This is a genomic window from Pseudoalteromonas sp. MB41 (assembly GCF_020966275.1).
Classification (GTDB): domain Bacteria; phylum Pseudomonadota; class Gammaproteobacteria; order Enterobacterales; family Alteromonadaceae; genus Pseudoalteromonas; species Pseudoalteromonas lipolytica.
The window spans coordinates 394,946-418,497 of record NZ_JAJJZF010000001.1; the positions used below are offsets into that span (position 1 = coordinate 394,946).

The following is a 23,552-nucleotide window of genomic DNA, read 5'->3' on the forward strand; positions in this document are numbered from 1 at the left end:
CCTGTGAAAAAGTTTTATATTTCTCTTCTTGGCAGCGCACTTATCTCAATTATTGTATTGGGCTGGCTAATTGACGCCTTTAGTCAGCAAACTCATACGCCACAGGATGAGTTTTATAACCAAACACAAATGATTAAAGGCTTTGCTAAACAACTGGCTGCTATGGCCCCGACCGAGCGTGAACGGGCAATAAAACAGTTAAACAGCGACTTTAATGTGCAACTTGAATATAGACCCACCCAATCACTCGCACTGCCTCATTCATTACTGCAGCAAATAACCCAACCTAACGGCTTAATTCTTGAAGATCAACAAGGTTACTATTTACTGTACAGTGAAGCCTCTCTTGGAGCACATCATCTAAAAATGCGCCTTGGTAAAGACCCTATACACGACCAAGGCAACGACGTGTTACTTACGCTTTTATTTTATGCTGGTTTGTGTGTTTTTATGGGCTTTATTATTACCCCTCTCGCAAAACGCTTAACAGTATTAAATGAAGCGGCAAAACGATTTGCTAAAGGAGACTTAAGCAGCCGTATTCATGTGTCTCATTTCACGTATATACGAGATGTTGAGCTGACCTTTAACCGAATGGCGAGCCAAATTGAGAAGCTATTAGACGAAAATAAATTAATGGCGTCGAGCTTGTCTCATGATATCCGCACGCCTATTGCCTGTTTACGATTTGGTTTAGAAGCCGCACAAGACTGTCCAAATGAAGAAAAACGTCTTGAGTATTTAGCACGCATGGAACAAGACCTTGATCAAATGGAGTCTATGCTAAAAAGTTATCTCGCATTTGCAACGTTAGAACAAAAAGCGAACCAGTTAACTTTTAATGAATCAGATTTACACAGTTACTTACTGACTGTAATCCATCAAGTAGAGCCAAAGTTAGAGCAACGCGCTTTACATTTAGAACATGATATTAAGACAGGATATATTTGCGCTGATCTTCATTGGTTAGCTCGCGCAATTGTAAATTTATTAAGTAATGCATGCGATTTCGCACACTCAGACATCCTCATTACAGCGCACTGCTCACCAGAGCTCGTGGTGATAAACGTAGAAGATGACGGACCAGGGGTCAATGAGCAAAACTGGCATAAAGTATTTAGTCCCTTTTTCCAAGAACAAACTCACCGTAACCGTGATGGAGAAAGTTACGGGCTTGGCCTTGCAATCGCAGCCAAAGTCGCAGATTGGCACCACGGAACCATCAGTGTATCTAAGAGCAAAAAGCTCGGTGGCGCTTGCTTTACACTTTCAATTCAGAATAAAAGCCCCTAAAAATGTTTCAATTGTGTTAATTCTTTCGTATTGTTACGCCCAACAGATTGAAATCTACGCTGACACGACACACGGTAAGACATAGAGCAAAATTGCCCGTCATTAACCCTTTTTATTTAGCGTTAATTCAAGTAGATTGTCAGCGCCGTCACAAATAGAGAAGTAAAAATAATATGAGCGCATCACGCGGGGAGTTCAGCTCTCGCTTTGGATTTATTATGGCAGCTGCAGGCTCTGCGGTTGGCCTAGGAAACATTTGGGGTTTTCCCACTCAAACAGCAAGTAATGGCGGTGCCGCATTTTTAGTTGCTTATTTAATTTTAGCATTTTGTTTAGCCTATCCGGCGTTAATGGCAGAGCTTGTCATAGGACGTCATGGTCAAGCAAATGCGGTTAGCGCTTTGCGTAAGGTAACCAATCAAGCGTGGCAAAAGAAGTTTGCGTTTTTAGTTGGGTTTGGGGGCATTATCTGTGCAGGCTTAATCCTCAGTTTTTATGCCATTGTTGCCGGATGGATGTTAAGCGCAACACTTGAACCCATTGCTCAATTAACAGGGCAAGTGCAAGCCCAGACCTGGCTAAGTGAGCAGTCACTCTCAAGAAACATCATTTTTACCGCCGCGTTTATTATTTTAACGATTGCTATTATTTCAAAAGGTGTCGAAAACGGGATTGAAAAATGGTCAAAGCGCTTAATGCCTGCGTTACTGGGTATTCTGTTTATGTTGATCATTTACGTAATGACACAAGAAGGTGCTGTTGAAGGTCTTAAAGCTTATTTAGTGCCTGATTTTTCGTCTATTTTGAACCCTGAGTTGTTAGTCAACGCGCTAGGACAAGCCTTCTTTTCACTGTCTTTAGGCACCAGCGTAATGATCATTTACGGCTCGTATATAAGTAAAAAAGAAAACCTCGTTTCACTTGGCGCCTATGTCACGTTGATTGATGTATTTATTGCGTTTGTCGCGGGTTTATTAATTATTCCAGCCATGTATGTTGCGCAAGCGCAAGGTGTGCAAATTTTCTCAGCTGAGGGCACCCTGCTTTCTGAAGATACATTGGTATTCCAAGTGTTACCGGCCCTATTCACGAGCATGGGCTATGTGGGTATTTTTGTCGGCTTCGCCTTTTTTGCACTAATGAGTATTGCGGCATTAACATCGTCAATCTCGATGCTTGAGGCGCCGGTATCATACGCTGTTGAACGTTTTGCACTGAAACGTCTGCAAGCAACGTGGTTAATAGGCGGGTTAATTGCGCTCGTCAGTTTTACTATTGTGTTTAACCTTGGCTCATTATTTGGCTTTGTGATCACACTGACCACAAAAATAGCGCAACCACTGCTTGGCTTAATGTGCTGTATTTTTGTTGGCTGGATTTGGCATCGCAGTGCGTTACTAAAAGAGATTCAACAGGGCTGCCCAGAAGCCGGCAATAGCTTTTTTTGGAAAGTATGGCCTTGGTATATCAAGTTTGTATGCCCCATTGCCATCGCACTCGTGTTTGCAAACTCACTGTTAAGTTAACAAATTTTGCAGTAGCCCTGTGGCTACTGCAAACACATATCTTGGTGTGGTATTCCATCTTCAAGGTAATCTTCACCCACACACTTAAAACCTAACTGTTGGTAAAAATCGACTAAATAGCATTGCGCGCCAATTGTAATAGCTCGCTCAGGCCAATGTTGCTGGCAAGTATCAATGGCCGTTTGCACTAACTGTTTTGCCAGACCTTGACCGCGAAAATCAGCAGTCACTAACACCCGCCCAAATGCACTCAATTCAGTATTTTTTGGGTAACAACGAGCATAAGCCGCAAGCCTATTGTCCTTAAATAAACACAAGTGCAACGTTTCTTGATGGTTATCAATATCATCTATTTCAGGGTATGGACAGGTTTGCTCTACCACAAATACATCCACTCTGGCACGAAGTATACTCAATAACTCATCTTTGCTTAACGCACCATAAGTCTTAATTGAAAACATAACTCTCCCTTTAATAACAAAAAACCCAGCCAAAGCTGGGTTTCTAGGTTTTTAGCTTAGCGTATTATGCGAACAATCGCTCAAGCTGATCACACAATTGCGATAAATTCACATGATCATGTTCAATGGTTAAATCAACATATCCATCGCCTCTAAAGGCACGGTCAAGTTCAATCAACACATGTGTTTTATGGGCTTCAGGCACAAAAGACAATTCGATTTCTTGTAATCCAAATAAACTGCGGCTATTCGGTCTGTATTCTAGTTCTTGATAGCAACCTGAATGTGATTGAAAGGTAGGCGCTCGCAAGTACCCTTTTTCGACATCAGCCTTCACCAAATTAAAACCAAGCTTGTCCATTGCTTGCATTAAGGTGCTTACCGCATCATTCGGATACACATGGAGCGAATCACGGTCTGTTGGGTCAAGTGCCATATCAATATCTAAGCCTGTTTCAATCCAAACATGCGACTGATTATACCCTGCGTTGATCTCTGTCATTGGCGTTTCAGAATGTAAACGCGCCTCGAAAGGAATGTGCTTTTCTTCACCCGCGGCAATTGTACCAATCTCGTTAATAGGCCACTTTTCTATAATGTGATTGGTGAAGTAATCTCCATCATCACTTTGTACCTTCACGCGCGTCATTAACGCTAAGTCTAAGCCCGCGATTTCCTGTTCAACATCCCCGCCTTTAATCACAATGACAGCGTTAAATTTTTGGCCGGGTTGTAAATGTTCTGTCTCTAGTACAGTGTCTACTTTTGCTGCACCAATACCAACTGATGCAAGGATTTTCTTAAACATCTTTTCTCCTTAAGCCAGGTTCTATAACAAATTGGCTTAAATTCCTTCGTTACTGCATCTTAACCACAATTAAAAGCTAATGTCAGCGAAAAAATGTTACTTTTGGCGCATTAATCAATAAATAACGCAAAAGTGTTTATTTTTTAAACTCTTTATATTCGTTAGTGTTTTCCAATATAGAATATTTCGCTACACTCATAACAAATGAAGTCAAAAGAAGAATTATGGAACTTATATACTTTGCTACCGCGTTTGTATGTGGCTTTGCTGTTTATCAGCTAAAGCTTCCTCCCCTTATTGGTTTTTTGTTGGCGGGCTTCGCCCTCAACTTATATGGCTACAAAACAACAGAACTACTCAATACTCTCGCAAGCTTAGGTGTAACACTTCTTCTGTTTAGCATCGGCCTAAAACTGAAAGTCTCTAACTTAATAAAACCCCAAGTGTGGGCACCAGCCTCAATTCACATTGTGCTTAGTAGCACGTTATTCAGTGCTTTTATGCTATTGCTGGGTGCGCTTGCACTGCCCCTTTTTGATCAGCTCACGTGGCAAAGTGCCTTACTCGTTGGCTTTGCATTTAGTTTCTCAAGTACTGTATTTGCAGTTAAAGTACTTGAAGAGCGCGGAGAAATGGCAAGCCTACACGGTAAAATCGCTATCGGTATCTTAGTGATGCAAGATATCTTCGCGGTTATTTTCTTAGCCATTAGTACGGGCAAAGCACCTAATATGTGGGCACTGGCACTATTAATAGGCTTACCTGTTTTACGCCCCCTTATGTTTTGGGTGCTCAACCGTTCAAAACACGGTGAACTATTGCCTTTATTTGGTTTTTTCTTTGCACTCGTACTTGGATATCAAGCATTTGAATTTGCAGGCCTTAAAGGTGATTTAGGCGCGCTTATCATCGGTATGATGTTTGCGTCGCACAAGAAAGCCGGTGAGTTATCAAAATCACTACTTAATTTGAAAGATATTCTTCTTGTAGGGTTTTTCTTAAATATTGGCTTAAATGCAGAACTAACGACTCATGCCGTGTTAGTTGCCATGGTGATTGTATTTGTATTACCTATCAAAGTGGCGCTTTATTATGTACTGACTAATCTCTTTAAACTACGCGCGCGTACCTCACTGTTAAGTGCTTTTAGCCTCTCTAACTACAGTGAGTTTGGGTTAATTGTGTGTGCTGTTGCAGCAAGTAGCAATATGATCACCAGTGAATGGCTCGCTGTAATGGCTATTGCCGTATCTGTTACCTTTATATTGGCGTCTCCTTTAAACAAACGTTCAAACGAAATTTATGTCAAACTAGAAAACTGGCTGCTCAAATTTGAAAGCGATACGCGACTTGCCGAAGAGTTACCAGTAAACCTAAATGACACAAAAATTGTTATTTTTGGCATGGGTCGTATTGGCACTGGTGCGTACGAAACGATTAGTCAAACACACCCTAATCTCGTTGCAGGTATTGATATTAAGCCCGATGTGGTAGAAAAACATATTAAGCGTGGCCGACGGGTACTCATAGCAGATGCGACTGACCCTGATTTTTGGCAACGCGTAAATCATTCTCATGTGGGCATGGTTATGCTCGCAATGCCAAAACATATGCAGAATATTTTTGCCCTTGAACAGTTACGTGCCTCGGGTTATCAAGGCCAAGTTACTGCTATTGCGAACTACCCAGATCAGCAAAAAGAACTAGAAGATATGGGCGTAGATTCAACCTATAACTTCTATTTAGAAGCCGGTAGTGGCTTTGCTGAACATGTAAAACAAAAACTTTTTTCTTGATGTAAAAAATAATTCTCAGCACCTAATTATGGTACTGAGAATTATTTTCATTATATTCATATACTTGCTTAGACATAGAAATTAACCCCATACCTGACGTACCCACCCTAGGTCATTCTTATTTACAAAGCTTTACATGCAAATTAGCAATCATTGTCAAAAAAGGAGTAAACTGGGCTTAGATACTACGCTAAGTATCTATTTTTAACACAAAAAAAGTTTATCAGTCTGCTTGCGTACTTCATGATTTATGCACTACTGTTAGACTGTTTAAGGTTGTTTAAATGAAAAATAAGTTTACCAGAGAATCTTTAGCAAACACGGATGATGCACATTCCGGGAAACTTGTAGATATTCAACAGCAGCTTGATGAGTTACAACAAAATGGCATGACAGCGATGGATATTAGAACTGTGCTATTCAACAAGATGCTCGATGTTTATCAAGTTCCGCGTGATCATTTTCTTCGTGACAGTGAAACACCTGAGCGAATTGACGACCCGACTATCGTAACGAGGCTCAAGCAGCTTGGGTTTTCGAAAAAGAGTCGCCAACAACTACATTAGCATTCAGTATTATTTTGCAGTAGTCATTCCGAGGGCCTACCTCCCTCACTAAATAGGCTGTTTCTTGCCCGTCACAGCCTATTTTCTCTTTCCTATTTGCCGTATCATTCATAATAAATATAAGTCCAATTGAGACAGTAATGGATACAGCCCAATTAAAGCTCGCGATAAATACAAAAATGCCGTTTGGAAAGTACGCTGGTCGCCCCCTCTTATTGCTACCTGAACCCTATCTTGTATGGTTTAAACAGCAAGGATTTCCAGACACACAACTTGGCGCGCAACTAGCAATGATGTACGAAGTAAAACTCAATGGTTTAGAGAAAATGCTGATGCCATTATTAGATGAAAAATAATTTCAATTTTCGTGAACTTTTACTTTTGAACGTAGTCTATTACTTTGCTACTTGTTTATTTTTGGTTTTAACCACAGAAAAAGCGCCTAAGGCGCTTTTTTTATGTCTGCTAATGAGTGACTACACGTTAGCTTAACGAAGAGAGTTATGCTGACGTAAAAAACCGTGTAATAACGAAGGTAATACTTTGTAATTGAGGTGCCTTGGCAATTGCTCCTGCACTATTCGGCCTCCTACAAGCATGCAGTCGCCAACCAGAAGTTTTTAACACAACTGACGTCAAGCGTTAGGTTTAGTCACTCAAAATGATGACCTATTAATGCACAGTGGTATAGTCGAGCTTATAGAGGCGAATAATAAATTTTGCCCCACCCAGCTCAGAATTACCCAGTTCTGATTGCCCTTGATGCCAGCTTACAATTTTTGCCACAATAGCAAGACCTAAACCAAATCCACCGGTTTTTTTATCTCGACTCTTATCTAAACGTGTAAATGGCTTAAATACACTCTGCCACTCACTTGGGGCAATACCGGGGCCATCATCTTCAACATTGAGCTGTATATAATCAGGAAATTCTTGCAAACTCACTTGAATTTTATGGGCTGCATACTTTTGAGCATTCCCCAGTAAATTTTGAATGCAGCGTGCCATAAAGTGCTCATCACATTCGTAGTAGAGCTCTGCCGGCGCATTCAATTGCACATCAATGTCAGTGGCAAACTCTAGTTTATTCACAACACTATTAATCAATGCCGTTAAATCACAAGGGCGACGCGTTAAACTTGGCTGATGGGAATCAAGGCGGGCATATTCAAGCATTTCTGACACTAAGGCTTCAAGCTCAGCAATGTCTGCTTGCATGTTATCGATGTAATCGAATGACTTTTCATTTTCTATTTGCTCTTCAAGCATAGCAACCGCAAATTTTAACCGTGCTAAAGGCGTTCTAAACTCATGAGAAACTGATGAAGTAAGCTCTTGTTGAGCTGCAAGCAAATATTGGATGCGTTCTTGCATCGCGCTTAAGGTATCGGTGATTGGTAAGAAAAATGATTTAGACGCATCATGAAGTTCAAAATCTTGTGCGCCACCGACCGCCTCACAAGCAAGTGTCAGCTTATTGAAGTCGCGCCACAGTAAGAAACTCCATAAGCCTACAGGCACACCAATCACGGTTAATAATAGAAAGTAAGGCCAAACCGAGCTAAAACTTGGATTGGACACTGAAAAAGGACCCACATGCAACAACTGCTTATCATTCAGTGCTATGTACCAAATGACTTCTTGTTGGTGATTAAAAAGATAAAGGTGTTTATCAGCGTTTAACTTGGCGTTTAATTCTTCAGGTAGAGCGACATCATTACGGTTAATGCGTTCGCTATTAAACGCTTGCTGTAATTTTTCTAGTCCCTCTTCTGTTTGACTTAAGAGCCAGAGAGATTTCCCAAACTCTTGGTCGAGGGCGATGTGTTGTTGAGTATCTTCATAGGGCCAAAGTTGCTCAATGACCCCACTAACCAGAAACAAAGAAACTATTATATAAAGGTATAAGCTTGCAAACAGTTTCCCCATTAATACTTACATTTCCCATGCATCAGATACGAACAAATAACCTTGTCCCCACACCGTTTTAATACGATAAGGCTTATCACTGTTATCACCCAGCTTTTTACGGATCCGTGATACACGTACGTCAACTGTACGGTCTAAACCATCGTATTGACGACCAATCATATGTTGATGAACATGCTCACGACTTAGCACCTCACCTGCATTTGACGCTAATAACCAAAGCAATTCAAATTCATGAGACGTAAGTGTAATTTCATTACCTTTGAGTGTAACAATGCGACTGGTTTTATCAATGCTTAAATCGCCAAAGGTAATTTCTTCAGGGATTTTGTTTGTTGCTTGGCCACGGCGAAGTAATGCATTAATTCGTGCAAGTAAAACACGCGGCTCAGCCGGCTTAATAACGTAGTCATCAGCACCAAGCTCAAGACCAATAACTTGGTCAAAGTCTTCACCTTTTGCTGTCAGCATTAAAATCGGTAGGCTATATTTATCGCGTACCTGACGGCATACACTAAAGCCATCTTTACCGGGTAACATAACGTCTAGAATCATTAAATCTACCGGGTTGTTTTCAAGGTAATCAAACACTTCATCGCCGCGTTCAAGGACCGCAACATCCAACCCGTTATGCTGAAGATAGTCCCGTGTTAACTGTTGTAAACCGAGATCATCTTCAACAAGTAAAATCTTTGCCATTGGTTGCTCCTGAATTAAAATAAGCTCCACGGTGAGCGTAATCTGCGTCTCGTTGTTTTTGCTTCAGTGCTTTGCACTTCAACTTTAGCTGTTGCAATTTTACTCCCCGTGTGCGGATTGATTAAGGAGTATATTGTTTCAACCTGAACACGCGCTTTATGATGTAACTGCGCTTTTCGAGTGTTCTTCCAGCATTGAATTTGCTGATTATTTTGGTACAAACACACATCTTCAGGCTGCGCCACTTGCCAACTTATTTTTAACTGAAGATCGCAAAAATCATGCTGCTGTAATACAACACACACTTTGGGTGAGATAGCTAAGTGAGTCGCTTGTGCGTGACTCGGGAACCCCCAAATAACAGCAACAAACACACACAGACTTAAAACAAAATACTTCATATTAAAAAATATGATTGAATCCTATAAAAGCAGTCATTGAATACGTGTGTTCAAAAAGCGGACTGTCATCCACGGCTGAGTAGTCATAATATGCTAAATGAAAACGAAGAGAGTTAGTCTCACTCAGAGGCCAACGGGCGTCGATTTTAGCATAAGGTTGCCAGCTACTGCCAACACCAATTACCCCATTTAAAGACTCTTCGGCAGATAAACCATAAAAATAATCATTTAGTTTGGCTGATTTGTACCAAATGCCTACGCTCGGCATTATTTCAAGGTCATCGACTTGATAATGTGCTTGCCATTGTAATGCACTTCGCATTCCTTGGTAGACCCCAGATACATCAGCTAAAGCTTGAAAAGAGAAAATATGGTTATCACGTACGTAGTGGTAGCTCACGCCCGCATCAAGTGCCCAACGACGTTTACGTACATCGTCAATTGTCACCCTTTTCTTAACGAGTTCGTCACTGGTCGTTGATTCAACCATGAAGCTATTTGATGTTTGCAGTGCAAACACATTACTTGGATGAAAATCAATAAAAAAGCGAGTTTCAGGATTAAACTCGGTCACAAAATTAACAACGTGTGAAGCACTTTCATGAAAAGAATAACCGAGGCGGCCATTATCAAAAAACCACTTTTCGCTGTAATAGGCTATTTCAGGTAGCACTACTAAGGGTAAATTTTTACCACCATGTAGCGGGTTCGTCATGACACCAATACCCGCATTAACACTTACGTGCCAGCGATTAATATCGATTTCTTGACTAGCCACACGGCTTTCACGTTCAGTGCGTGTTGATTCATCGGCATAGACTTTACTTGAAAGCAAAAGCAGCACAGAAAAAACGATTACGCACATCCTGATCGTCTGAGACTTCATTATTATTGTTACGACCAAAGAGAATTATGCAATGACACCATACTACCAAGTTGTGAATAAACTGTCCTTAGCAAGTTACAACTATTCACAAATTTGATACATTTATACGCAGTAAGTCTATCACTTTGTTACTCTTCAATAATTTCTATGCGATTACGACCGTGCTTTTTAGCGAGATAAAGTGCCTTACCAGCTTTTTTAATGAGTTGATTTGGTTGACTATTTATTGATTTAATTGCAATACCAAAGCTTGCGGTGACATAACCCAGTACAGTCGTGGAAGCAGGATCTTTAATGTGTAATTTTGTGATGGCTAAACGCAGTTGTTGAGTAAAGTTAGTCATATCACTGATGCTGGCAAACTGCGCAGTGAAACAGAACTCTTCTCCCCCATAACGATAAACTTGGCCAGCACTTGCGATATACTTCAGTAATTTTACCGCAACAGCACGTAAGACTTGATCACCTTTTTGGTGACCAAAAGTGTCGTTAAATACTTTAAAGTGGTCAATATCGACCATCACTAGCACAGCGATTTCGGCTAAATCATCACGCTGACAAAAAACGGTAATATCTTCATCAAATTTGCCGCGATTAAAAAGCCCAGTGAGCGTATCTTTTTCAGCTTTTCTTTTTGAATCAATCAGCTCTTGTTTTAGCGTTATAATTTTTGCATATGCTAGGGCTAGTTGATTTTGAAAATCTTGCGTGCGATTTTGTAATGCGGCTGATTCGTTAGTTAAACGCTCAACACAGTGAAGTACATCATCGAAGCCTCTTTCTTTACTAATATCAGCATCGTGTAACTTCTCCCTGCATGCATATAATACCTGATTAAACTGCGTTGATTGATTAAGCGCTGCAGTTAAATCATGTTGGACTTGCCCTACAACATCATCAAAACTATTCGAAAGCTGATTAAATAAGGATAGGTCATTGACTGAAAGGTACTTGTTGAATAAGTAGTTAGCTTGCTCATAACTACAGCCATTAAATCTGCTAATAAAGCCATCCAGCTCTTTATTTAAATCATGGTTCTTGTCACTAACATAGCAATACCAAATTGCATAATTAAGCGGCGTTATGGGAATTTTATATTTCACCATTAATGGAATGGCTAGCTTTAAACAGTGGCTAGAATAACCTAAAGAATGAGCGGCTTGAGCAGACAATACCATGTGTCGTTGCCATGAATTTTTATTATTTTAAATTACGGTAGCAACACATTGAAAAAAATCAATAAAAAAGCAATTTAACAGACATAAACCAGTACAAACCACGAGTTAAACTTTTAAAAAACCATACTAAATAACTATAAAAAAATAATATACCTATACAAAAACAGAACAACCAAAAGAACCAAATTAAACTCATACACCCAACCAAATAAGCGAGCATAAAAGTATTAGATTGCCTGTTGAGTTAACGATTGCGCAATACTCCAAATCGCATTCAGTGCCGGGTCATGCCGCTCTTTGTTGAGTACCGCTAAACCAATATCAAAACCAGGAATAGTTTGTTCGGCATCACTAATAATTTGAACTTTATCTTTTAGCGGACTGTTGTCGAGCACGATCTTCGGCACCATTGCCACCCCTAAACCCAAACTCACCATTGATACCATGGCTTCATGTCCCGCTACTTGTGCATAAATTCGACCATGAATGTTTTTCTTACGCCACCACTGCTCTAAACGCTGTCGGGATAACCCCTGCTCTGCCACGATAAACTCAAGGTTTGACCAGGCAATATTATTTTCATCTTTAAGCTGCTCACTAATAGGACACACAATTTTAGGAGCAATAAGTACCAAAGGCGAGTAACCAATACTGGTGAATGCTATTTGCCCCGGTAACTTAGCAGGTTTTGCTGCAATGGCCATGGCTTCATGACCATCTAAAACCCGATTAATAGCCAGTGCTGGATCACCCGTATTTAAAGTTATTTCAATATAGGGATGCTGCATCCGTAGCTGTTCTAATATCTGATGTAAAAAACTATACGAGGCGGTGACCGAACAATAAATACTCACATTACCGTATATATGCTGCTGTGGCTCTTGTACATTCGCTTTGAAACGGTGCCAATTCGCTAACGTTGCGTTAGCATATTCAATAAAAGACTCACCCTCTCGAGTTAATTTAACCGTGCGATTATCTCGATTGAACAAGACGACGCCAACCTCCTCCTCAAGCTGCTTAATGTTTCGGCTCAGTGTCGGAGCACTGATATGGCAAAGCTCACTGGCCCTCGCAAAGTGTAATGTTTTCGCCAATGCTAAAAAGTAATGTAGATGCTTGTGATCCATAATTTCACCATTTCATTTTATGAAACACTTTAATGCAAATATATCATTTTACGCAAGGTTTAAAATTGCATACTGTTAACCCATACAAAGAACGACTCTTTGTTTTCTAACAAACTAGTATTAATAGGACACTAACAATGGCGAATTATTTCAACACTCTTCCTTTACGTGAGCAGTTAGCGCAATTAGCGCAATGTGAATTTATGGATCCATCAGAATTTACTGATGGCGTAGACGCTTTAAAAGGGAAAAAACTCGTTATTGTCGGTTGTGGCGCACAAGGTCTTAACCAAGGTTTAAATTTACGTGATTCAGGTTTAGATGTTTCATATACGTTGCGCGAGTCGGCTATTGCTGAGCGTCGTCAATCATTCTTAAATGCATCTGAAAACGGTTTTACTGTTGGTACATACGAAGAACTTATCCCAACTGCCGATGTAGTATTAAACTTAACACCTGATAAGCAACATACATCCGTTGTGAATGCCATCATGCCACTTATGAAACAAGGCGCGACCCTTGCCTACTCACATGGTTTCAACATTGTTGAAGAAGGTATGCAAATTCGCGAAGATTTAACGGTCATTATGGTAGCGCCTAAATGCCCAGGCTCTGAAGTACGCGAAGAGTACAAACGCGGCTTTGGTGTCCCTACGCTTATCGCTGTTCACCCTGAAAATGATCCGCAAGGACATGGCCTAGCACAAGCAAAAGCATACGCGGCTGGCACCGGTGGCCACCGCGCAGGTGTACTAAAATCATCATTTATTGCTGAAGTTAAGTCAGACCTAATGGGTGAGCAAACTATTTTATGCGGCATGTTACAAACCGGCTCATTACTGTGTTTTGACAAAATGGTTGAAAAAGGGATTGATCCTAGTTATGCCTCTAAATTGATTCAATACGGCTGGGAAGTAATCACCGAAGCACTAAAATATGGTGGTGTAACAAACATGTTAGACCGCTTATCGAACCCTGCGAAAGTAAAGGCATTTGAGTTAAGCGAGCAGCTAAAAACAATCATGCGCCCTCTTTATAATAAGCACATGGACGATATTATCAGCGGCGAGTTTTCTCGTGGCATGATGGCTGATTGGGCTGAAGATGATGCAAAATTACTCGCATGGCGCGCAGAAACAGCAGAAACAGCATTCGAAAAGCAACAAAATACTGATGAAGAGATCAATGAACAAACCTTCTTCGACCAAGGTATTCTAATGGTTGCAATGGTAAAAGCTGGCGTTGAACTGGCATTTGAAACCATGACAGCAGCGGGCATCATTGCTGAATCGGCTTACTATGAATCACTGCACGAAACGCCACTAATTGCTAATACGATTGCGCGTAAAAAACTTTTTGAAATGAACAGAACTATTTCCGATACCGCAGAATATGGCTGTTACTTATACAACCATGCGTGTTTACCACTGCTAAAAGACTTTATGCAAAACATGGATACTGATGTCATTGGTAAAGGCCTTGATAGCACCAGCAATCAGGTTGATAACCAAACGTTGATCGCTGTGAATAAAGCACTTCGAGAGCACCCTGTGGAAGTGGTAGGCAGTAAACTACGCGGTTACATGTCAGCAATGAAGAAAATTGTTTAACCCTGGAAAGTAAGTTTCGCTTGTTAGAAACAAAGCCCAATTGCATATGCTTTGGGCTTTTTTTTTGTCCCTACATTTATTCGTCATCTGCAAAGTGTATGCTAAAATTACTCTCTTATTTGTTGTAAACTAAGACACTTTCATGGCGTTAAATCAACTTACCATTACCAAAAAAATAACTCTACTAGGCAGTTCTATTGCTCTTATCGTTGCAGCACTTATCGGTGCAACAGCCCTTTACAGTGCAAAAAAAATCATCGAACACCGTATGATTGAATCTGAACTGCCAAGTAAATTGCAAGCAATTGATAACTATATCACCCACGATATAAACCAAATGATCAGCGCTGCAGAACAGCTTTCTAGCAACGAGTTCGTTTTAGAATGGGCTCGCTCAGGAAATAATAACGATAATACGCTGCTCAAAGAGCTCAACCGCCTTGTTAAACAGTATGATTTAGCCACGGCATCATGGGCCAATCGTGAAACTGCACAATATTGGAATCAAGATGGTTTTTTACGTGTGCTTACGAAAGAGCAAGACAGTTGGTTTTTTGACTTCACGCAATCATCAGTGCCTTTTTCTATCAGTATTTATCAAGAGTCGCCCACTGATGTAAAAATGTTTGTTAACCACCAGCAAACCAATGGTATTGGTCTTGCAGGATTGGCAAAAAGCATTGATGACATGCAAGCCATGCTACAAAGGTTTAAGATTGAAGAAACTGGGTTTGTGTTCATAGCAGATAAAAATGGCTTAATTCAATTACATAAAGATGCCAGTAAAGTGGCTAAGGCAAAACTAGATTCGGTGTACCAGCCAGGTATTACAGACTCTTTACTAACCAATCAAGATTTTAATTTACACGAACTCGACCTGAATGGCGAAGCAACACTGCTTGCTGCCAGCCCAATTAAAAATACCGATTTATTTGTCATTGCTCAAGTGCCCAAAAATGAGGTATTTGCCAGTATTCAAGTGTTACAATGGCAGATAATCAGCTTTGCAATTGTCATTGCGCTAGTTGCCAGCTTCGCAGGTTTCTTATTAGCAAAAACACTGTCATCCCCCCTATCAAAAATGGCAGAGCTGTTCATGCGTTTAGGCTCTGGTGATGCAAACTTAGCATACCGTTTGCCAGAATCTGAGCAGCCTGAACTGGCTAACTTAAGCACGGGCTTTAACCAATTCATTTCAAAAATTGAAACGGCCATCATGCAAGTAGCGCAAGAAAGTCGCGAAATAAGACAAAGCGCGGCCCATGTATTTAAGCAGGCCCAAAAGAACTCTGAAGCACTTGATAATCAAAAAGAACAGACAATTTCAGTTGCTGCCGCAATTAATCAAATGGGCGCGACGGTACAAGAAATTGCCTCCAGCGCCACGAATACCGCAAAACTGACAGAAACCAGTAAACACAGTACCGAACAAAGTCATACGCAGGTGACCCAAAGTAAAGAAGCAATAATTGAATTAGCAACCGACATCGACAACATTACGGAACAAGTTAACGAACTTGCAAACAAAACGCAGGCAATTGCCAGCATTGTTGATGCTATTCGTGGTATTTCTGAGCAAACAAACCTTTTAGCGCTTAACGCCGCGATTGAATCTGCTCGCGCTGGTGAGCATGGTCGTGGTTTTGCTGTTGTTGCAGATGAAGTACGCGCACTTGCCAGCAGAACCTCACAATCGACGAATGAAATCCAAACGATGATCAGTGAATTAACAAGCACATCCGATCTTGTTGTCGAACATATAAATCATTCTAAATCACGCGCTCAATTGAGTGTTAATGCCATGCAAAGCTCTGTTGAGTTGCTTAACACGATCACCAATGCAGCTAATGAGATTAATGATATGGCAACATTAATTGCGACGGCCACAGAGGAGCAAAGCAATGTCGTTGCTGATGTCGGACGCAATATTGAGCAAATTAGCGATATCAGCGATACCGTGATGCATGAGCAGATTGACACTGAGCAAGCAATAAAGGATTTAGCAAGCAGTGCGCAAACGCTAGACGATCTTGTTGCGACCTTTGATAAACGCTGACACCTTTTGTAACAGTAAACACTGACCCTTTTTTAATTACAGCCTATACTTACAGACATGTGATTCCCTAGGCTGTTAATTAAAGGGGGCCTTATGAACGCGCCTACGATTGCTCTATTATCAAGTCTTTGCTTTTTATCAGCATGTAATAATACACCTAAGCAGTTGGCCCCTGCGCCATTAGCACTCACTGAGCTTGATGAATTTAGGCTTTCAAAAGTCGAAAGTCAGGAAGAAATTTTTGCGCTAACTCCGCGTATTAAACGTCAGTTAGACAGTGCTTTTCCTGAAGACACTCGCTCACTCGAGACAACTAAACGCTTACTGCACTTTTTATTAGAAAATGGTGATGCCTCATTGTCTTATCAATCAGGCGCGACACTAACCGCGAATCAAGCCTATGCTGATTTAAATGCCAACTGCCTCTCTTTATCAATATTAGCGTACAGCTTAGCCGAGTATCTTGGTCTTGAAGGGCAATTTCAAAAGGTTCACATTCCAGAGTATTGGGCACGAAATAATGGCTTTAGCTTACTGACAGGACACATAAATTTAAAGGTAAGAGAACACGACAAACACGCCATAAACCGCACGATTATTTATCCTGGTTCGCGTTCATTAGTGATTGATTTTGATCCAAATAGCCGTCAGGCAGCATTTAAAACCAGTCATATTAATAAAGCACGTATCACCGCCATGTTTTATAACAACAAAGGGGTTTCGGCCATGCTTAGCCATGACTATGGTCGTGCATACAGTTATTACAAAGCTGCTATCAATACAGATAGCGCTTATTCAGGAGCTTGGGGGAACTTAGGTGTGCTCTTAAGGCTAACAAACCTCTACCCAGAGGCAGAAGTAGCCTACCAATATGCCATAACCTTAGATGCTGATAACAACACGGCTTTGGGCAACCTAGCACTGCTTTACAATTTGACGAATCGTGAACAACAGGGTGATGCCATCCTCACACAGCTAGATAAAAAGCGTCAAACTAATCCGTATTATCATATTTCGCTTGGCAATGATGCCTACGCAACTGGGCGCTATGAAGATGCGATAGCGCATTTTAAAAAAGCACGCACTTTAGATAGTAACTTACATGACAGTGACTTTGGCCTTGCACGTATATATTTTCAGCTAGGTGACTTGAAACTAGCCAAAAAATACCTGACCATGGCGAACAATAAAGCAGATTTTGATCATGATAAACAGCGTTATGAAAGTAAACTACAGGCACTGCGTTCGCATACTGCAAAGCTTACTGATTACCAGTAGCTTATTTTACTGTGATGCTGCGTTTGCCAGTGCTGACTCTCATTTAAAACAAGATGTCACAACGCTTACTTCAACGCAATTTTATGGTCGGAAAACCAATACAATCGGCGCAAAGCGTGCCGCTGATTACATTGCAAGCCGCTTAACCTCATTAGGCTATGAAGTTCAAGAACAAACATTTCAATACCCCGCAACTTTTTATCAAAAAGCCACTGCCCGCAATATCATTGCAACTAAACCATCCGCTTGCACTCAATGTAAAAAGATTATCTTTACTGCACATTATGACCATTTAGGGCAACGCGGGACTAAGCTCTATCCTGGCGCAAACGATAATGCCAGCGGTGTTGCTGCTTTACTCTATTTAGCAGCGTATTTCGCCGATAAGCCCCATCAGAACCAATTAATGTTCGTTGCCACCGATGCAGAAGAAAATGGCTTACATGGCAGTGACTATTTAGTGTCACAATTAAACAGCGCAGATATCGCATTAAATATTAATCTGGATATGCTCGTGGTTAACAAGCGAAAACCTCGCATTTATGCCTTTTTAGACGGCCAATCAATAGCGCAGTATAAAACAGTAATTACTGGACTTTCTGATGAAAACATTACATTTTTTGCAACCAGTTCATCTGCCCGACTTAATCGATTATTTGATCTTAACGTTGATTGGCGAAGAGCCAGCGATCACTATTCGTTTGCAAAAGCAGGTGTCCCTTATATTTATTTTGGCATGGGACACGATAAACACCATCATCAACCGAGTGATACCCTAGAGCACATTGACTTTAGGTTATTTGAACACGCAGTGAGCAAAATTGCAGAGTTTGTTAGTGCCCTAACCAGGTAACTTGGCTGTGATAACAAACTGCCTTTTTTGCGCTTTGTTTAACTTTTTAACCTGAATCTCAAGCTTACTAGCCTCGCTGCGAGAGCCAACCGGTTGCTGATAAATTAAGGTTAAAGGTCCTTTTCCTTTTAAATTTTTTGCCCCTTTGTCAGCTTGGTGAGCTGCAAAACGTTTTTCAACATCGGTGCTGATCCCTGTATACCAGTGGCCAAAACGAGTCTGCACAATATACAAATGCCAGTGTGATTGAGAACTGTCGCGCTTTTTTATTGATTCAGGTAAACTTTTTGTCGTGTCGGTGGTCAAATCTGTGCCTCGTGAGCATTAATCATGTTTCAGTAAAACAATTATTGAAAAGGGTTTTACCTTCTGTGACTAATCGGTATCATGCAGTGTATAAAAAATAAGGATTCAAACAAATAATGCAGTCGTTTAAAACTTTTTCTTTTTGGTTAGTACTTACCCTTACTTTAAGTGCTACCGCTGGGTGTTCTAGTTGGGTTTATCGCATCAACATTCCTCAGGGTAACTTTTTAGAACAATCTGACGTTGATAAGCTTCGCGTTAATATGACTCGTGAGCAAGTGGTTTACGTACTTGGTAAACCGGTTGCAGAAGATTCATTCGACAAGAATACTTGGCATTATCTTTATGTTTTTAATCTAGGCCGTAGCAATGAACAACGCAAATCGTTAACGGTTAATTTTGAAGATAATAAGCTCGTGTCAATATCAGGTGATTATGAGCAACCAAGTGAGTTCAATACCCCACTTGAACAAGAGTAAATATAAAAACAAAGGGTAGCAAAAGCGACCCTTTTTTGTATGCTAAATAGATAAAACCACCGCTTAGAACGTGCAGTAAGTGATTCACTTTCAATAGGTTACTATGCTTTATTCAGTGGGCGCCCACCGGTAACTTTATTAGCTCTACCTTCTTCTTTGGCTTTCTCTGCACGACGTCTGCGTGCATCTTTGGGGTCTGCAATTAATGGGCGATAAATTTCAATTCTATCCCCTTGCTTAACCTCTTGTGTTAACTTGCAAGTGCGATTCCACACACCTAATGTGAGGTTATTTGCATCTATTTCGGGGCACTTTTCGATAATGCCCGATTTAATAACAGCTTGCTCAACAGTGGTTCCCTCTGGTACTTCGACAAGTAAACTTGTCGCGGTTGTAGGTAACGCAAATACAACTTCAACACTTATCATGAGCGGACTCCATACACCGTTTTCGCACGTTGGGTAAAAGCATTCACCATATTCTTTGCCACTTCGTTAAACACCTTACCAAAAGCAAGCTCAATTAGTTTACTCGCAAATTCAAACTCTAAGTGTAATTGCACTTTACACGCTTTATCGTCTAAAGGTAAAAAATGCCATTTCCCTTGCAAGCTTTTAAAAGGACCATCAACTAAACGTAAAGCAACGGTTTGCTCATCAATAAAGGTATTTTCTGTGGTAAACCACTTTTTTAAACCCGCTTTCGATATTTCTAAACTGGCCGTCATACCGCTGGGTTGTTGTGCAATAATTTTAGCGTCTGAACAATGTGGTAAAAACTCAGGGTACGCATCAACATCGTTCACTAAATCAAACATTTCTTTACTGCTGTACATTACCAGCGCACTTTTTTCTATTTGTGGCATATTCACTCCCAACTGTGTCGGCGAATTTTAGCAAGCTTTGGCTATTTCCCCAAATTTTAGTAACGGGATTATTTGTATAAAGCCTTAAAAAAGCGATGTAAAAACGCTGTTTTTACGTATAATATGAACCACTATGGCTAAGAAAAAATCATCTAAATCGACAAGCAATACTATCGCGCTTAACAAAAAAGCGCGTCATGAGTATTTTTTACACGATAAGTTTGAAGCAGGGGTTGAACTACAGGGCTGGGAAGTAAAAAGTATCCGAGCTGGTAAAGTAAACATCTCTGAGACTTATATTCACATTAAAAACGGCGAAGCATTTTTACTTGGCAGTCAAATTCAGCCTCTCAACAGTGCTTCAACACATGTAATTTGTGATCCGCTTAGGTATCGCAAATTACTTTTGAACAAACGTGAAATCGATCGTCTTATCGGTGCAACAGAGCGTGATGGTTATTCACTGATCGCCACTGCCATGTACTGGAAAAAATGCTGGGTGAAGTTGGAGTTCCACCTCGCTAAAGGTAAAAAGATGCACGATAAACGTGAAGATGGGAAAAACAAAGATTGGGCGCGTGAAAAAGAACGCCTGATGAAACATAAAGCATAAAATCCCTGCTTGAGCCTAACTTTCTGTTAGGCTCTGACCCCCTTACTCTACCTCACTTTTAACATTTTGAAACGTTTCCACGTGTCAACCTCATTCTTTTGTAGTATTTCAAAACCAACCATTTACATGGTATCAATCTTTACTGTGATTATTTCACAAAAATCTCACAATTAAACAAGGATTGAAATTTATGAAGAAAACTCATCACTTTATTCGACGACCTCTTACTGTTTTTACCATTGCCGCATTAGCGGGCACAACTTTCACCTCAGTTGCTGCCGAATCATCAGAAAGCGCTGAAAAAGTTGAGCGCATCGAAGTAACCGGTTCACGTATTAAACGCTCAGATATTGAGGGACCCTCACCTATCCAATCAATCAGTCGCGCAGATATTGATAATATGGGTTATGACAACCTACAACAGCTTTTAGAGCGTATGCCAGTTGCCGGTAATGGCACATTTTCAACCCGTGGGAATAACCAAGATTCAACAGCAAATGGCGCTGCTGCCGTGAGCTTACGTGGCTTAGGTTCGGATGCAACCTTAGTACTTATCAATGGACGCCGTGTTGCTATTAGTGCTTTCGCAGAAAGTATTACCAACTCATTTGTTGATATTAACTCTATTCCTGTTTCAGCAATCGAGCGTATCGATATTTTAAAAGACGGTGCATCTGCTATTTATGGCTCTGACGCGGTTGCTGGTGTAGTTAATATTATTCTTAAAAAAGACATTAATGGTCTAGAGGTCAACTTAGGTTATGGTGGTACTGACGGACCTAATTATGAAGAAAAAACAGCGAGTTTAGTATGGGGGACAAGCACAGAAAAAAGTAGTGCGTCTGTTATTATTGATTATTTTAATAATACGGCATTATCGTCAGATGAAATGGGACGCCTAGGCACCGCTAACCAAGAACCATATGGTGGTATGGATTTCCGCTCTTCGCGTGGTTTTCCAGGCTACTTTTACGTCGATGGCGAAAAAACAATTGACCCATCTTGCCCTGCAGAAAATGCAACCGCCAGTGGTAGCTGTTTATTTGACTATGGCCCCTATGGCTATATAACACCGGCGTCTGAACGTGTTGGCGCTATTTCACAGTTTGAATATAACTTTGATAATGGCATCACTGCATTTATGGAAATGGCAGTACAGCATAACTCCTCACAGGCAGCGGGTGCTCCCACTCCTCTTGATGAAGACGCAGGACTCACGGTACCAGCAAGTCACCCAAACAATCCTTTTGGTCAAGATATTGAAATTGGTCGGTATCGTACCGTTGATGCAGGTCCTCGCCAATGGGATATCGAATCAGATACACTGCGTTTTGTGGCTGGCTTAAAAGGTGAAATTAATGATTGGAGCTGGGAGACAGCCGTTCAAAAAGGCCGCAGTAAATCAATGCAAACAGGCAGTAGAAGCCAGGGCTGGGTGCGTACCGACTTTCTTCAGCAAGAAATTGATGCGGGTAATTACAATCCATTTGGTGGCACCTATAACGACCCTGCGGTTATCGACAGAATTACAACAAGTCTGGTGCGCCGTGGTGAGTCGCATATGACCTCATTCGATGCCAATATCAGTGGTGAAGCATTTAGCTTTGGTGATGATGTCGTTATGATGGCCGCCGGTATTGAATACCGTGAGGAAGATGTAAGTGATATTCCTGATGATCAATTTCAACGTGGTTTAATTTTTGGTACCGAGTCAGTGTCAGCAGCAGCTGAGCGTGACCAGTATGCTGCGTATATTGAGTTTTCAATCCCGCTTGCAGATAACCTAGAGTTACAGTTAGCGGGTCGCTATGATGATTACAGTGACTTTGGCTCAACAACCAATCCAAAAGTAGCTGTACGTTGGGCACCAACCGATTCAATCACTGTTCGTGGTTCTTGGGCACAAGGTTTCAGAGCACCTTCATTAGCACAAATTGGTTTAGGTCCCTCAGAAGAAAGTCAGTTCTTTGTAGATACTTACCGATGCCAAGCGACAGGGCTTGATTGTAATGCACTTGATTACAACATTCAGTTTGCAGGTAATCCAAACCTAGAAGCTGAAGAATCTGAATCTTGGAACGTTGGCTTTATTTGGGCACCCACAGCTGAATTTGGTTTCGGTATTGATGTATGGAGCATAACGCAAGACAATAAAATTGATGAGCAAGAATTCGGCCCTATTTACGATCAAAATTGTAATGATCAAAATAGCACAGTGTGTGTACGACTTGCGCCTCAAGGCGGCCTAAGCTTAGGGGTTATTCAAAAAGTACATAGCACTTTCGAAAATGTATCCTCACAAGAAGTATCTGGTGTTGATGTCTCTGCTAATTACACGCATGCAATGAATGACTACGGGTTCTTAAAATTCAATCTTGAATGGGCATACCAAAATGAATTTAAGAAAGATGGCCGTGATTATACGGGTGAATATCGTTACCCAGAAAATCGTTGGATATTCAGCACTAACTGGGAAATGGGTGACTTTAATACGAATGTGAATGTGAGTTACATCGGTGAGTTTGAAGATACCCCTGATATCGACTTTGACGGTAACCTAGACTTTGATAGCAACACATCACGCATGGTTGACTCTCAAACACTGGTTGATTTACAGACTGCGTATAACTTCTCAGAAAAACTAAAACTCTCTGTGGGCGTTAATAACGTATTTGACGAAGATCCTCCATTTGCAATTGGTGATGGTGATAGCGACTTATATGGCTATGTATCAAGCGTGCATAACCCTCGTGGACGTTATTTCTATACAAAGCTAACAATGCGCTTTAACTAAACGCATACCAGATAAAACAAAACCC

General features: G+C 40.9%; 23 protein-coding genes. 12 read left to right on the top strand and 11 right to left on the bottom strand.

Annotated features, from left to right (window positions below):
- Window positions 1–3: 3 nt before the first annotated feature.
- On the top strand, window positions 4–1,293 hold the full coding sequence (locus LPA49_RS01920; RefSeq protein WP_065978103.1) for an ATP-binding protein: 1,290 nt from the start codon (window positions 4–6) through the stop codon (window positions 1,291–1,293).
- Between the two features lie 173 nt (window positions 1,294–1,466).
- Entirely contained in the window at window positions 1,467–2,819 is a 1,353-nt protein-coding gene (locus LPA49_RS01925; protein WP_074989701.1) for a sodium-dependent transporter, read from the top strand.
- A gap of 23 nt (window positions 2,820–2,842) precedes the next feature.
- Here the strand turns inward: LPA49_RS01925 and LPA49_RS01930 are convergent, their stop codons facing one another.
- Window positions 2,843–3,280 (bottom strand): GNAT family N-acetyltransferase, encoded by a 438-nt coding sequence (locus tag LPA49_RS01930; protein ID WP_074989702.1) that lies wholly within the window; start codon window positions 3,278–3,280, stop codon window positions 2,843–2,845.
- Between the two features lie 64 nt (window positions 3,281–3,344).
- Window positions 3,345–4,088 (bottom strand): sporulation protein, encoded by a 744-nt coding sequence (locus tag LPA49_RS01935; RefSeq protein WP_230235378.1) that lies wholly within the window; start codon window positions 4,086–4,088, stop codon window positions 3,345–3,347.
- 224 nt (window positions 4,089–4,312) lie between these two features.
- Between LPA49_RS01935 and LPA49_RS01940 the strand changes: the two genes are divergently transcribed.
- The 3 genes from LPA49_RS01940 (at window position 4,313) to LPA49_RS01950 (ending at window position 6,806) form a co-directional block, all read left to right on the top strand.
- Window positions 4,313–5,884: a cation:proton antiporter family protein gene (locus LPA49_RS01940; RefSeq protein WP_036967189.1), complete on the top strand. Its 1,572-nt coding sequence runs from the start codon at window positions 4,313–4,315 to the stop codon at window positions 5,882–5,884.
- Between the two features lie 284 nt (window positions 5,885–6,168).
- Window positions 6,169–6,450: a hypothetical protein gene (locus LPA49_RS01945; protein WP_036967185.1), complete on the top strand. Its 282-nt coding sequence runs from the start codon at window positions 6,169–6,171 to the stop codon at window positions 6,448–6,450.
- A gap of 140 nt (window positions 6,451–6,590) precedes the next feature.
- Window positions 6,591–6,806, top strand: coding sequence for a DUF3820 family protein (locus tag LPA49_RS01950; RefSeq protein ID WP_065978107.1), 216 nt, complete (start codon window positions 6,591–6,593; stop codon window positions 6,804–6,806).
- 316 nt (window positions 6,807–7,122) lie between these two features.
- Here the strand turns inward: LPA49_RS01950 and LPA49_RS01955 are convergent, their stop codons facing one another.
- The 6 genes from LPA49_RS01955 to ilvY form a co-directional block, all read right to left on the bottom strand.
- Entirely contained in the window at window positions 7,123–8,379 is a 1,257-nt protein-coding gene (locus tag LPA49_RS01955; protein ID WP_074989703.1) for an ATP-binding protein, read from the bottom strand.
- Window positions 8,380–8,385: 6 nt separating this feature from the next.
- Window positions 8,386–9,078, bottom strand: coding sequence for a response regulator (locus tag LPA49_RS01960; protein ID WP_074989704.1), 693 nt, complete (start codon window positions 9,076–9,078; stop codon window positions 8,386–8,388).
- A gap of 14 nt (window positions 9,079–9,092) precedes the next feature.
- The gene (locus LPA49_RS01965; protein WP_036967167.1) at window positions 9,093–9,479 is read right to left on the bottom strand and encodes a DUF3019 domain-containing protein; all 387 of its coding nucleotides are present in this window, start codon (window positions 9,477–9,479) and stop codon (window positions 9,093–9,095) included.
- 1 nt (window position 9,480) lies between these two features.
- Window positions 9,481–10,344 carry a MipA/OmpV family protein gene (locus LPA49_RS01970; RefSeq protein WP_036967164.1) on the bottom strand — a complete coding sequence of 288 codons (864 nt, stop codon included), beginning with the start codon at window positions 10,342–10,344 and terminating at the stop codon, window positions 9,481–9,483.
- 149 nt (window positions 10,345–10,493) lie between these two features.
- On the bottom strand, window positions 10,494–11,543 hold the full coding sequence (locus LPA49_RS01975; protein WP_180310970.1) for a GGDEF domain-containing protein: 1,050 nt from the start codon (window positions 11,541–11,543) through the stop codon (window positions 10,494–10,496).
- A 227-nt stretch (window positions 11,544–11,770) separates the two neighbouring features.
- Window positions 11,771–12,673 (bottom strand): HTH-type transcriptional activator IlvY, encoded by a 903-nt coding sequence (gene ilvY, locus LPA49_RS01980; RefSeq protein ID WP_036967158.1) that lies wholly within the window; start codon window positions 12,671–12,673, stop codon window positions 11,771–11,773.
- Between the two features lie 137 nt (window positions 12,674–12,810).
- Here ilvY and ilvC point away from each other — a divergent pair, with 137 nt between their 5' ends.
- The 4 genes from ilvC (at window position 12,811) to LPA49_RS02000 (ending at window position 18,470) form a co-directional block, all read left to right on the top strand.
- The gene (ilvC, locus tag LPA49_RS01985) at window positions 12,811–14,283 is read left to right on the top strand and encodes a ketol-acid reductoisomerase (RefSeq protein ID WP_036967155.1); all 1,473 of its coding nucleotides are present in this window, start codon (window positions 12,811–12,813) and stop codon (window positions 14,281–14,283) included.
- Window positions 14,284–14,425: 142 nt separating this feature from the next.
- Window positions 14,426–16,339: a methyl-accepting chemotaxis protein gene (locus LPA49_RS01990; RefSeq protein WP_036967152.1), complete on the top strand. Its 1,914-nt coding sequence runs from the start codon at window positions 14,426–14,428 to the stop codon at window positions 16,337–16,339.
- Window positions 16,340–16,432: 93 nt separating this feature from the next.
- Complete coding sequence (locus LPA49_RS01995) at window positions 16,433–17,617, top strand: tetratricopeptide repeat protein (protein WP_074989706.1); 1,185 nt, start codon at window positions 16,433–16,435, stop codon at window positions 17,615–17,617.
- Window positions 17,559–18,470, top strand: coding sequence for a M28 family peptidase (locus LPA49_RS02000; RefSeq protein ID WP_177222594.1), 912 nt, complete (start codon window positions 17,559–17,561; stop codon window positions 18,468–18,470). The genes LPA49_RS01995 and LPA49_RS02000 overlap by 59 nt, the downstream gene beginning before the upstream one ends.
- On the opposite strand, the gene LPA49_RS02005 is transcribed toward LPA49_RS02000, so the two are convergent.
- Entirely contained in the window at window positions 18,459–18,776 is a 318-nt protein-coding gene (locus LPA49_RS02005; protein ID WP_036967146.1) for a GIY-YIG nuclease family protein, read from the bottom strand. The genes LPA49_RS02000 and LPA49_RS02005 overlap by 12 nt on opposite strands.
- 116 nt (window positions 18,777–18,892) lie before the next feature.
- Here LPA49_RS02005 and LPA49_RS02010 point away from each other — a divergent pair, with 116 nt between their 5' ends.
- A complete protein-coding gene (locus LPA49_RS02010) occupies window positions 18,893–19,255 on the top strand; it encodes an outer membrane protein assembly factor BamE (RefSeq protein ID WP_036967144.1) in 363 nt (120 codons plus the stop codon).
- 101 nt (window positions 19,256–19,356) lie between these two features.
- Here LPA49_RS02010 and LPA49_RS02015 read toward each other — a convergent pair whose 3' ends face one another.
- Window positions 19,357–19,683, bottom strand: coding sequence for an RnfH family protein (locus tag LPA49_RS02015; RefSeq protein ID WP_036967142.1), 327 nt, complete (start codon window positions 19,681–19,683; stop codon window positions 19,357–19,359).
- Window positions 19,680–20,120 carry a type II toxin-antitoxin system RatA family toxin gene (locus LPA49_RS02020; RefSeq protein WP_036967139.1) on the bottom strand — a complete coding sequence of 147 codons (441 nt, stop codon included), beginning with the start codon at window positions 20,118–20,120 and terminating at the stop codon, window positions 19,680–19,682. Before LPA49_RS02020 ends, LPA49_RS02015 begins: the two co-directional genes overlap by 4 nt.
- 133 nt (window positions 20,121–20,253) lie before the next feature.
- Here LPA49_RS02020 and smpB point away from each other — a divergent pair, with 133 nt between their 5' ends.
- Together smpB and LPA49_RS02030 are read left to right on the top strand one after the other, a co-directional pair.
- Window positions 20,254–20,733, top strand: a complete 480-nt coding sequence (smpB, locus tag LPA49_RS02025; RefSeq protein ID WP_036967136.1) for an SsrA-binding protein SmpB — start codon at window positions 20,254–20,256, stop codon at window positions 20,731–20,733.
- Between the two features lie 190 nt (window positions 20,734–20,923).
- Window positions 20,924–23,527 carry a TonB-dependent receptor gene (locus LPA49_RS02030; RefSeq protein WP_118844450.1) on the top strand — a complete coding sequence of 868 codons (2,604 nt, stop codon included), beginning with the start codon at window positions 20,924–20,926 and terminating at the stop codon, window positions 23,525–23,527.
- Window positions 23,528–23,552 lie beyond the last annotated feature (25 nt).

Excerpts from the sequence above, each read along its gene's own strand:
- LPA49_RS01970 (WP_036967164.1), bottom strand. The coding sequence starts at position 10,344 with ATGTGCGTAATCGTTTTTTCTGTGCTGCTTTTGCTTTCAAGTAAAGTC.
- LPA49_RS01975 (WP_180310970.1), bottom strand. The coding sequence starts at position 11,543 with ATGGTATTGTCTGCTCAAGCCGCTCATTCTTTAGGTTATTCTAGCCAC.
- LPA49_RS01935 (WP_230235378.1), bottom strand. The coding sequence starts at position 4,088 with ATGTTTAAGAAAATCCTTGCATCAGTTGGTATTGGTGCAGCAAAAGTA.
- smpB (WP_036967136.1), top strand. The coding sequence starts at position 20,254 with ATGGCTAAGAAAAAATCATCTAAATCGACAAGCAATACTATCGCGCTT.
- LPA49_RS01950 (WP_065978107.1), top strand. The coding sequence starts at position 6,591 with ATGGATACAGCCCAATTAAAGCTCGCGATAAATACAAAAATGCCGTTT.
- LPA49_RS01995 (WP_074989706.1), top strand. The coding sequence starts at position 16,433 with ATGAACGCGCCTACGATTGCTCTATTATCAAGTCTTTGCTTTTTATCA.
- LPA49_RS01940 (WP_036967189.1), top strand. The coding sequence starts at position 4,313 with ATGGAACTTATATACTTTGCTACCGCGTTTGTATGTGGCTTTGCTGTT.
- LPA49_RS01990 (WP_036967152.1), top strand. The coding sequence starts at position 14,426 with ATGGCGTTAAATCAACTTACCATTACCAAAAAAATAACTCTACTAGGC.
- LPA49_RS02030 (WP_118844450.1), top strand. The coding sequence starts at position 20,924 with ATGAAGAAAACTCATCACTTTATTCGACGACCTCTTACTGTTTTTACC.
- LPA49_RS02015 (WP_036967142.1), bottom strand. The coding sequence starts at position 19,683 with ATGATAAGTGTTGAAGTTGTATTTGCGTTACCTACAACCGCGACAAGT.
- LPA49_RS01930 (WP_074989702.1), bottom strand. The coding sequence starts at position 3,280 with ATGTTTTCAATTAAGACTTATGGTGCGTTAAGCAAAGATGAGTTATTG.
- LPA49_RS01925 (WP_074989701.1), top strand. The coding sequence starts at position 1,467 with ATGAGCGCATCACGCGGGGAGTTCAGCTCTCGCTTTGGATTTATTATG.
- LPA49_RS02020 (WP_036967139.1), bottom strand. The coding sequence starts at position 20,120 with ATGCCACAAATAGAAAAAAGTGCGCTGGTAATGTACAGCAGTAAAGAA.
- LPA49_RS02000 (WP_177222594.1), top strand. The coding sequence starts at position 17,559 with ATGAAAGTAAACTACAGGCACTGCGTTCGCATACTGCAAAGCTTACTG.
- ilvY (WP_036967158.1), bottom strand. The coding sequence starts at position 12,673 with ATGGATCACAAGCATCTACATTACTTTTTAGCATTGGCGAAAACATTA.
- LPA49_RS02010 (WP_036967144.1), top strand. The coding sequence starts at position 18,893 with ATGCAGTCGTTTAAAACTTTTTCTTTTTGGTTAGTACTTACCCTTACT.
- LPA49_RS01955 (WP_074989703.1), bottom strand. The coding sequence starts at position 8,379 with ATGGGGAAACTGTTTGCAAGCTTATACCTTTATATAATAGTTTCTTTG.
- LPA49_RS01945 (WP_036967185.1), top strand. The coding sequence starts at position 6,169 with ATGAAAAATAAGTTTACCAGAGAATCTTTAGCAAACACGGATGATGCA.
- LPA49_RS01960 (WP_074989704.1), bottom strand. The coding sequence starts at position 9,078 with ATGGCAAAGATTTTACTTGTTGAAGATGATCTCGGTTTACAACAGTTA.
- LPA49_RS01965 (WP_036967167.1), bottom strand. The coding sequence starts at position 9,479 with ATGAAGTATTTTGTTTTAAGTCTGTGTGTGTTTGTTGCTGTTATTTGG.
- ilvC (WP_036967155.1), top strand. The coding sequence starts at position 12,811 with ATGGCGAATTATTTCAACACTCTTCCTTTACGTGAGCAGTTAGCGCAA.